This is a genomic window from Pseudophaeobacter sp., assembly GCF_039971195.1.
Taxonomy (GTDB): domain Bacteria; phylum Pseudomonadota; class Alphaproteobacteria; order Rhodobacterales; family Rhodobacteraceae; genus Pseudophaeobacter.
Window position 1 is genome coordinate 1 of record NZ_JBDWPJ010000039.1, and the last position, 8,301, is coordinate 8,301.

An 8,301-nucleotide genomic window follows, 5' to 3' on the forward strand; every position below is an offset into this window, starting at 1 on the left:
GGTGCAGGTGGCCGACGATGTCGGGTGATCCCTTCGGTTTTGATGAGGCGATTGATCGGCGTCAGGTGCCGGCACTGAAAGTGCACCCATTGGTGCTGGGGCCAGATGGTGGCAATCTATTTCCCGCAGGTGTTGCCGATATGGATTTTTGCCTGGCGCCTCAGGTGCGCGCCGCCCTGCAGGCGCGGTTGGATCATCGGGTTTTTGGCTACGAGACACTGCAACCGGGGCTGATCCCGGCTCTGACCGCTTGGATGGAGCAGCGTCACGGCTGGCAGATTGATCGGACTCATATTCTGCGCGCCCCCAATGTGCTGAATGCGCTGGCGATGGCGGTGAACCTGTTTTCTGATCCCGGCGCCAAGGTGATTGTACAGCCCCCAGTATTCTTTGATTTCTTCGATATCCTGAAAGAGAATGGCCGCGAGGCCGTGCTCAACCCGTTGGTGCTGCGTGACGGGCGCTACGAGGTGGATTTTGAAGATTTGGAACGCCGGGCCTCAGATCCCGGCACCCAGATACTGTTGCTGTGCAACCCGCACAATCCGGTTGGCCGGGTCTGGCAGGAACAGGAACTGCGACGTCTAGGGGAGATCTGTCTGCGACATGGAGTTCTGGTGATTTCGGATGAAATTCACTGCGATTTGGCTTTTGTCGGGCACAGGTATCGCCCTTTTGCCAGTCTGGGGCGGGGGTTTTCGGAAAACTCGATCACCTGTCTTTCCCCAGCCAAGAGCTTCAACATCGCCGCCTGTTGCGCGGCCTTCACCGTGATCCCGGACGAGGGCCGCAGGCAGGCCATGCTGGAGGCCAACAGCCGCCTGACCGTGAATAAGAACAACGCCTTTGCCAATGTCGCGATGGAGGCGGCTTATACCAGTGGAGGTCCATGGCTGGAAGCGGCATTGGCTTACATCCAGGGCAACCTTGCCTTGGTGCAACAGAAATTACCTGATCTGCCGGGTGTCCAGTTGATCGAACCGGAGGGTACTTTTTTGCTCTGGTTGGATTTTCGGGCTTTGGATCTGGACCCAACCGACCTGACAGGGTTTTTGCGGCAGAAGGCGGGTTGGGGCGTTACCCGAGGGCGGGCCTTTGGCGCCGAGGGGCGTGGATTTGCGCGGGTCAATATCGCCTGTCGCCGCGCAGATCTGAAGCAAGCGCTGGATCAATTGCAGATCGCGCTTCGCACCCTCGCCTAGGCTCAGTCTCAATCCTTGGCTCCGCCCTGGCACCAGGCTCAGGCCTTGTCGGTGACATTCTCTTTGAAGGCGACCTCAAATTCGGCCTGCTTTTCGGCGCTGGCCTCGGTCTGGTAGTTGGCTTTCCAGTCCTCCATGGTCATGCCGTAGTAGATCTCACGCGCTTCTACTTTGCCCATCTCGATGCCGTGTTCATTGGCGGCTTCCTGGTACCAGCGGCTCAGACAGTTGCGGCAGAACCCGGCGAGGTTCATCATGTCGATGTTCTGCACATCGGTGCGGTCTTCCATCAGGTGCTTTTGCAGGCGACGAAAGGCGGCGGCTTGGAGTTCGATCTCGGTTTGCGGGTCGATCTTCTGATCCATGGGTGGCTCCTCAGCTGGGCAGGGTTTGGCACCATTCTAGCAACCCGGGGCGCGGCGCACAACGCTGCGCACAAAGGAGTATCCTGTCGCGATTCAGATCAGTTTGAGCGCCAGATAGGGCATCAGTGCGGTGACAAAGATGAGGATTTTGTAATTTGCCATATAGGCAAAATACTCTTTCTTCACGCTGTCTTCCTCCATCCCCATTATCGCCGCATGCAGGCCTGCGAGCCGGTCACGGAAAGCCAATAGCAAAATGGCAGTAAAGCCGAGGAAGCCCATATGTAAAATGGTCAACCAGCCAAAGAAAGCAGTGAGTGTTTCAACAGTCAGCCCTTGGGGCATCGGGACCTCCTTTAACGCGTTTCTGGAATTGCGATCGCACCCATAAGATGGGACCGAGAGAGAGGTTTCACAAGGCGCTTCCACTCGAATTATCCCGGACACTGTTAAAGTTGTGAGGCAGCCAAGGCCTGTGGCAGAACCTCGGCCAGTCGTTGCGCCCAGAGCCGCTGCCCGGCGGTATCCGCGATCAGATCATTGCGCAGCTCGATCAAGCTGTTGGGGCGGCCCATCTTGGTACCATGGGTGTCGATCGCATCTCCGGGCAGGTAGCCGGTATAGGGCTCGTTGATGCCCACACAAAGATCGCCAGGCTGCTGCAAGACTTTGATCAGATGCGGGGAAAACCCCTCATCCTCGGGGTAGAGAATACCAATCTCCCAGGGGCGCGGCGCCCGGCCTCGCAGCTGCGGTGTAAAAGAGTGGACCGATATGAGGATCGTATCGGGCCGGGCTGCGAGTTCAGCGAGGGCGGCGTGATAGGGGCGATAGCAGCGATCCAGACGGCTTTTGCGCTCGGCGATATCCGCCTGTCTGTTGGCGGGAATAATCGTGCCGTCATAGAGCTGCATCAGCAAGGTTGGGTCATCTTCGCCGCGGTTGGGGTCGATCACCAGCCGGGAGAAATTCGACGCCACCACCGGGGCATCCAACATCTCTCCGAGCAGGGTCGACACTGCATAGGCGCCAGGGTCATAGGCGATGTGGCGCTGCATATCGGCGGCAGGTAGCCCGAGGTCTCCGCCGCCAACGAAGGGGGGCACCACATTGGTAGCATGATCGCAGGTAATCAGCCATCGGCCAGGGCGATCTGCCCCTTTGATAAAAAAAGGTTCATATGTCATTGATCTGTCGCCTGTTGTTGAGAATAGCTTTACTGCAGTTGCAGCAGAATGGGAATTGGGCGATAAGCCCTCTGAATACTGTTTGCGTTAACATTTTGAGCCTGAAGAGCCAGGTGCTGGCGCAGTGCCCCATGTGAAGTCCTAGAGGAGAAGCCCGATGAAACGCTCGCGCAACGTAAAGATTGTCGCCACTCTGGGGCCCGCGTCAGAAACCTACGAGACCATTCGCGCTCTGTTTGAGGCCGGCGCAGATGTGTTCCGCCTGAACATGTCCCACGGTACCCAGCCCGAGATTGCCGAAAAACATGCGATCATCCGCCAAGTGGAGCAAGACCTGGATCGCTCCATCGGGATCCTGGCTGATCTGCAGGGGCCAAAGCTGCGTGTTGGTGTTTTTGCCAAGGGCGAAGAGGTCCTGGTGCCGGGCGCGGCCTTCCGAATGGACCTGGACGAGGCCGAAGGCGACGTGACCCGTGTCTGCTTGCCGCATCCGGAAATCTTTGCCGCCCTAGAGCCTGGCGCGCATCTTTTGGTCAATGACGGCAAGATCCGCCTCAAGGTGGTGACCTGTGGCCCTGATTTTGCCGAATGCGAAGTGATCATCGGCGGCACTATTTCCAACCGCAAGGGCGTCAATGTGCCGGATGTGGAGCTGCCCCTGGCGGCGCTCTCGGAAAAGGATCGCGACGATCTGGAATTTGCCTGTGGCCTTGGCGTGGACTGGCTGGCGCTTTCCTTTGTGCAGCGCGCCAAGGATGTGTTCGAAGCCAAAGGCCTGGCCGATGGCCGCGCGGCGGTTCTGTCGAAGATCGAAAAACCTTCGGCTGTTGAACGGTTTAGTGAAATTCTCGATGCCTCGGATGGCATCATGGTGGCGCGGGGCGACCTTGGCGTTGAACTACCCGTAGCGGCGGTGCCGCCAATCCAGAAGCGCCTGGTCCGGAAATGCCGCGCGGCGGCCAAGCCGGTGATCGTGGCGACCCAGATGCTCGAAAGCATGATCGAAAGCCCGATGCCCACCCGCGCCGAAGTTTCGGACGTGGCGACCGCCATCTATGAGGGCACAGATGCCATCATGCTGAGCGCGGAATCAGCGGCCGGTAGCTATCCGATCGAGGCGGTGCAGACCATGGACAGGGTCGCAGCCGAGGTCGAAGCTGACCCCACCTATACGCAGATCATCGCCGCCTCGCGCTCGGCCAAAGGTGATACCGTGGCGGACGCCATTGTCGCCGCCGCCCGCGAAATAGCTGAGAAGACCGAGATCAAGGCGATCTGCTGCTTTACCCAAAGCGGCACCACGGCGCTGCTGACAGCGCGGGAGCGCCCCGGCGTGCCGATCATCGCATTGACACCGCTGGCCCGTACGGCCCGGCGCCTGGCGCTGAGCTGGGGGTGCTACTGCGTGCTGACCCCGGACCAGTCCCGGTTTAAGGGCGCTGTTGTCGGCGCGGCGCGGGCGGCACGGGCTGGTGGTTTTGCCACCGAAACAGATCAGATCGTCGTCACGGCGGGCGTGCCTTTCAATGTGCCCGGCACCACCAATATCCTGCGGGTTGCCCCCTGTGATGAGCGTTTGATTTATAGCCTCGACCCAGAGTGAAGGGGCTTGGCATTCTTGAGTTGATTTGAGCCGGGCGCATTGTAGTCTGAGCGCGATTAACTAAGGACTTTTTTTGATGACACTAAACCTGAATGCCGAACACAAAGCCTATGCTGACGCGATTATGCTGGCAGAAGCCTATAAGCTCTTCAAAAGAAAGCCTGCTCCATCCCTAAAAGCGGCTGAGAAGGCCAGCTACAATGCTTCTGTTGCAGCGGATCAGGCGGCACGTAAATCACTGTCTGGCTACCGTCAGTCCTGGAGCACCGCGACGGCAGGAAAGATCAACCAAACGATCAAGGCCAGCGCCAAAAAGGCAGTCAAAGTGGCCGGTAAAACAATGGTCAAAGGCGGCAAGCTTGTTGCCAAGGCTGAGATGGACACTGGTGCCTCCTTTGTTATTGCCGCTGCGGCGGCTGGGGTTGCGGTAGGCAGCACCAAGACTGGAAGGGGTATTCTGCAAACTCAGCTGGACAGACGGGCTGTTCTGGCGCTCGGCGGTGGCCTCGCCGCCCTGGCCATAGCTGCGCCGGATAGTGCTTTGGCTGACAACAAGACCTACATTGCGCAGGTTCGCAAAGAGGCTGCGGCCTATTCAAATCAGAAAGCGCCGCAGATCATCCGTTCGGCAAACCCGGGCTGATGGATGCGGCCGGCGGGCTTTGATTTCGCCCTGTGTTCGCTCTTTGCTTGTGATCTTGGTCTATAGTTGCAAACTGGCTAAGATCACATTTATTGGTATTTTTGGTTGGGTGGATTGGGATGGATAGCGATCTGGCGTTGATCTTAGGAATTTTCCTGGCAGGCCTGTCCATCCCCTCGATTCTATCCGCCATGAGCGAGAATCGCCCCCCCCGTATTTCGGCGCTTTTGCTTCTTTCTGGTGGTGGGCTCATCGCCTTTGCCATGACCTCCCGCCCTGGTGGGTATCGGTTGGAACAGGTTCCGGATGTGTTTTTCTCGGTTCTGGGGCGTTTTATCTGATAAATCGCTTGCCCTTTGGCCGGAGCTTTCGTACATGGCCCTCCTGTTCGCGTGGCCGGCCGGAAGTGGCATGCCGAGTCGCGCATAGACCGAACCCGCATTGAAGGAGACGGAAATGCCCAAAATGAAGACCAAATCGAGCGCCAAAAAGCGCTTTAAGGTGACAGCGACCGGTAAGGTCCTGGCTGCTCAGGCCGGCAAACAGCACGGCATGATCAAACGCACCAAGAAATTCATCCGTAACGCACGCGGCACCTCGGAGCTCTCCGCTCCCGACGCCAAGATCGTCAAGGGCTATATGCCCTACGACCGCTAAGAGGAGTTTGAGATATGTCCCGCGTTAAAGGTGGTACCGTAACCCACGCCCGTCACAAGAAGGTCATCAAGGCAGCCAAAGGTTATTATGGCCGCCGCAAGAGCACCTTTAAAGTCGCCCGTCAGGCCGTCGACAAGGCAAATCAATACGCAACACGTGACCGGAAACAGCGTAAGCGCAATTTCCGCGCCCTGTGGATCCAGCGTATCAACGCCGCCGTCCGCAGCCACGACGAAGCGCTGACATACAGCCGCTTCATCAACGGTCTGAACCTGGCCGGTATCGAAGTGGACCGTAAGGTTCTGGCCGATCTGGCCGTGCACGAGCCCGAAGCCTTTGGTGCCATCGTGCGCCAGGCCCAGTCCGCTCTGGCAGCCTAAAGCTTTTACAGCTTTGCAGATTTGAAAGGCCGCTCCTTCGGGGGCGGCTTTTTTCATGCCTTCGTCTTGGTTGAGGCGGGAATGTTGGTGGATTTCACTTCAATTTCAGGTTGCTTATGCGGCGTGTTTCAATAGGTTCCACCAGGACACTAAGACAACAGGTAAAACACTATGAATACCAAAGGTATCGGGGTCGTGGCGGCAGTATTGCTTTCTGGCTGCGTCAGCAATGGCGGAGGGGAAGCCGTGGTTGCCGAGCCGGTGCAGGATCAGGGCGGCACAGTCACCAAGGCCTTGATCGAAACCTGTTGGAAACAGGCGGGTATCAAAGGCGACCTGTACAGGTTCATAACCCCTGAAGAGGCGGCTGGGATTCAGCCCGGCGGTGTTTTCTCCGAAAGCCAGCATGTCGTCTTTACTGCGTGCCTTAACGCCTAACTGATCGATTTGATCTGCTCAGAAACTTCTAAATGAGACTTATGATGAAACGAATTCTTTTTGCCCTGCCCGTGCTGCTTGCTGCCTGCGGAGATCAAGTGACCTACCCAGCTGGGATCGAACGTGATGTCCAGGCAGTAGAGCGGGCGAGTGAGACACCGGTCGAGCAGATTCCAGTGCTTGTGTCGAACACAATCAATGATGGTAAGTTTGAAGTCTTGGCCGAGCTCAGTACCACGGTTGCAAAGGCAACGGCATTTCACCCGAATCCAACGGCTGCACAGGCCCGCAGAAAACTGCAGGTCGAGGCCGCCGAATTGGGGGCGGATGCGATTATCAATGCACGGATTGGCAATTCAAAAGTCTGTGCTCTTAGTTGGGCCTGCCGGGTATCCACCGGAACAGCGGTCAAATTAGTGAACTAACTTCCGTTTGGTCGGGCGCCCCTGCTGCAAGGGGGGGCTTTTGCACCCATAGAGCCCGTTCAGAATGGGGCGAGCTTTTCCATATTGGGAGTTTGCCAATTTGTGAACTTGGGTCAGAAACTGTCACATCAAAGTCAAAGAAGCGACGGAAAACCCCCGGCCGGACGTTAGTCTCTCCATGTTGCTTTGTAAGGGAGAGATTTATGTTCGGGGTATCTGTGCGTGTATTTGCCATCATCCTTTTGGTCTCCGTCGTCTCGGCCTGCATGGTTGAGGGACGCGCCCCTGGCCCCAAGCCGCCGGGAGGTCCCGGCGGCGCGCGCGGAGCCCAGAGCGGGCCACCTTCGCGATACCATGATGAAACCCGCGCAGGCACACTCGATCTGGTGCCTGCCACGGTCAATCCCGGAGCCAATGAGGTTTCGGTGAGCGAGCGGGGCAAGTCCCTGCGCATTGTTGGCAATGGTATTCCGGACCATCTGGTGGGGCGGTTCCCCAATCGCGGAAATCCCAACCGGATCTCTGAACAGCGGGTTTCCTTGCAGGTGCCGCTGAACCCCACCAAGGCAGGCCGGATCACGCCCTTGGTGATGGGCTGGAATTTTGGCGTTTCCGTCGATGGGGTGGTCTTTGATCCCCTGGCGGCAGAGTTCTGGCAGGGCGATCGCAACTCTGGCTGGGACTACAACGCCCTGGGAGGAGCCATTGCGCTGGGGCTGGATGCAAACCACGCCCATGTGCAGCCGCAGGGCACCTATCACTACCACGGGGTCCCCCTCGGGCTGACCGAGATGCTGGGCTGGACCCCGGACAGTCATTCACCGCTGATTGGCTATGCCGCCGATGGCTTTCCGATCTATGCGCTGACGGGCAATTCAGGCGGCGTGCGGGAAATGACCTCCTCCTATCGGCTTAAGACCGGAACCCGCCCCGGTGGCGAGGCGCCAGACGGACGCTACGATGGGACCTTCATTCAGGACTATACCTATGTCGCGGGGGCCGGAAACCTCGATCGGTGCAACGGCGCCTTTACCGTCTCGGCGGAATACCCCCAGGGCACCTATGCCTATTTCCTCAGCCGGACTTTCCCGGTGGTGCCACGCTGTTTTACCGGGACGCCAGATCAGAGCTTTCACTTTCGCCGCCGCTAGGAGCGCAGCCATTGCGCCATAACCCTTCGGCATCTTGGCGCTGCAGGGCCACGGCCCCTTGCTTTCGCCCTCTCTTGTGGTAGCAGAGCCTAAGCTCAAACTCAGGGGACCGTCATGGACGATCTTAAAGCAAAATACCTCGGGCAGATCGCCGATGCCTCGGATGAAAACGCGCTGGAGACCATCCGGGTCGCCGCCGTTGGTAAAAAAGGCGAAGTGGCACTGAAGATGCGCGAGCTGGGCAAGATGA

Annotated in this window: 12 protein-coding genes and 1 pseudogene; 10 read left to right on the forward strand and 3 right to left on the reverse strand. The window is 58.2% G+C overall.

Annotated elements, in window-relative coordinates; all coding sequences use genetic code 11:
- Positions 1–1,202, forward strand: a 1,202-nt coding sequence (locus tag ABJP42_RS03165) for a MalY/PatB family protein (RefSeq protein WP_348338441.1), incomplete at its 5' end; no start/stop codon positions are given.
- Positions 1,203–1,240: 38 nt separating this feature from the next.
- Here the strand turns inward: ABJP42_RS03165 and ABJP42_RS03170 are convergent.
- The 3 genes from ABJP42_RS03170 to ABJP42_RS03180 form a co-directional block, all read right to left on the reverse strand.
- Positions 1,241–1,555 carry a DUF1244 domain-containing protein gene (locus ABJP42_RS03170; protein WP_348338450.1) on the reverse strand — a complete coding sequence of 105 codons (315 nt, stop codon included), beginning with the start codon at positions 1,553–1,555 and terminating at the stop codon, positions 1,241–1,243.
- A gap of 105 nt (positions 1,556–1,660) precedes the next feature.
- Positions 1,661–1,912 (reverse strand): DUF6868 family protein, encoded by a 252-nt coding sequence (locus tag ABJP42_RS03175; RefSeq protein WP_348338442.1) that lies wholly within the window; start codon positions 1,910–1,912, stop codon positions 1,661–1,663.
- Between the two features lie 104 nt (positions 1,913–2,016).
- A complete protein-coding gene (locus ABJP42_RS03180) occupies positions 2,017–2,754 on the reverse strand; it encodes an N-formylglutamate amidohydrolase (RefSeq protein ID WP_348338443.1) in 738 nt (245 codons plus the stop codon).
- A gap of 157 nt (positions 2,755–2,911) precedes the next feature.
- Here ABJP42_RS03180 and pyk point away from each other — a divergent pair, with 157 nt between their 5' ends.
- The 9 genes and pseudogenes from pyk to ABJP42_RS03225 all read left to right on the forward strand — a co-directional run.
- Complete coding sequence (pyk, locus tag ABJP42_RS03185; RefSeq protein ID WP_348338444.1) at positions 2,912–4,357, forward strand: pyruvate kinase; 1,446 nt, start codon at positions 2,912–2,914, stop codon at positions 4,355–4,357.
- Between the two features lie 76 nt (positions 4,358–4,433).
- A complete protein-coding gene (locus ABJP42_RS03190; protein WP_348338445.1) occupies positions 4,434–5,000 on the forward strand; it encodes a hypothetical protein in 567 nt (188 codons plus the stop codon).
- 119 nt (positions 5,001–5,119) lie between these two features.
- On the forward strand, positions 5,120–5,341 hold the full coding sequence (locus ABJP42_RS03195; RefSeq protein WP_348338446.1) for a hypothetical protein: 222 nt from the start codon (positions 5,120–5,122) through the stop codon (positions 5,339–5,341).
- Between the two features lie 115 nt (positions 5,342–5,456).
- Positions 5,457–5,657 carry a 50S ribosomal protein L35 gene (gene rpmI / locus ABJP42_RS03200; protein ID WP_009809912.1) on the forward strand — a complete coding sequence of 67 codons (201 nt, stop codon included), beginning with the start codon at positions 5,457–5,459 and terminating at the stop codon, positions 5,655–5,657.
- A gap of 14 nt (positions 5,658–5,671) precedes the next feature.
- On the forward strand, positions 5,672–6,037 hold the full coding sequence (gene rplT, locus ABJP42_RS03205; RefSeq protein WP_009809911.1) for a 50S ribosomal protein L20: 366 nt from the start codon (positions 5,672–5,674) through the stop codon (positions 6,035–6,037).
- Between the two features lie 171 nt (positions 6,038–6,208).
- Positions 6,209–6,475, forward strand: a complete 267-nt coding sequence (locus ABJP42_RS03210) for a 50S ribosomal protein L20 (RefSeq protein ID WP_348338447.1) — start codon at positions 6,209–6,211, stop codon at positions 6,473–6,475.
- Positions 6,476–6,519: 44 nt separating this feature from the next.
- Positions 6,520–6,900 (forward strand): heavy metal-binding domain-containing protein, encoded by a 381-nt coding sequence (locus ABJP42_RS03215; protein ID WP_348338448.1) that lies wholly within the window; start codon positions 6,520–6,522, stop codon positions 6,898–6,900.
- A 203-nt stretch (positions 6,901–7,103) separates the two neighbouring features.
- Complete coding sequence (locus ABJP42_RS03220) at positions 7,104–8,051, forward strand: YHYH protein (protein WP_348338449.1); 948 nt, start codon at positions 7,104–7,106, stop codon at positions 8,049–8,051.
- Positions 8,052–8,165: 114 nt separating this feature from the next.
- Positions 8,166–8,301, forward strand: a pseudogene (locus ABJP42_RS03225) (phenylalanine--tRNA ligase subunit alpha); the annotation flags it as partial.

Excerpts from the sequence above, each read along its gene's own strand:
- ABJP42_RS03210 (WP_348338447.1), top strand. The coding sequence starts at position 6,209 with ATGAATACCAAAGGTATCGGGGTCGTGGCGGCAGTATTGCTTTCTGGC.
- rplT (WP_009809911.1), top strand. The coding sequence starts at position 5,672 with ATGTCCCGCGTTAAAGGTGGTACCGTAACCCACGCCCGTCACAAGAAG.
- ABJP42_RS03190 (WP_348338445.1), top strand. The coding sequence starts at position 4,434 with ATGACACTAAACCTGAATGCCGAACACAAAGCCTATGCTGACGCGATT.
- ABJP42_RS03220 (WP_348338449.1), top strand. The coding sequence starts at position 7,104 with ATGTTCGGGGTATCTGTGCGTGTATTTGCCATCATCCTTTTGGTCTCC.
- ABJP42_RS03195 (WP_348338446.1), top strand. The coding sequence starts at position 5,120 with ATGGATAGCGATCTGGCGTTGATCTTAGGAATTTTCCTGGCAGGCCTG.
- pyk (WP_348338444.1), top strand. The coding sequence starts at position 2,912 with ATGAAACGCTCGCGCAACGTAAAGATTGTCGCCACTCTGGGGCCCGCG.
- ABJP42_RS03215 (WP_348338448.1), top strand. The coding sequence starts at position 6,520 with ATGAAACGAATTCTTTTTGCCCTGCCCGTGCTGCTTGCTGCCTGCGGA.
- ABJP42_RS03175 (WP_348338442.1), bottom strand. The coding sequence starts at position 1,912 with ATGCCCCAAGGGCTGACTGTTGAAACACTCACTGCTTTCTTTGGCTGG.
- rpmI (WP_009809912.1), top strand. The coding sequence starts at position 5,457 with ATGCCCAAAATGAAGACCAAATCGAGCGCCAAAAAGCGCTTTAAGGTG.
- ABJP42_RS03180 (WP_348338443.1), bottom strand. The coding sequence starts at position 2,754 with ATGACATATGAACCTTTTTTTATCAAAGGGGCAGATCGCCCTGGCCGA.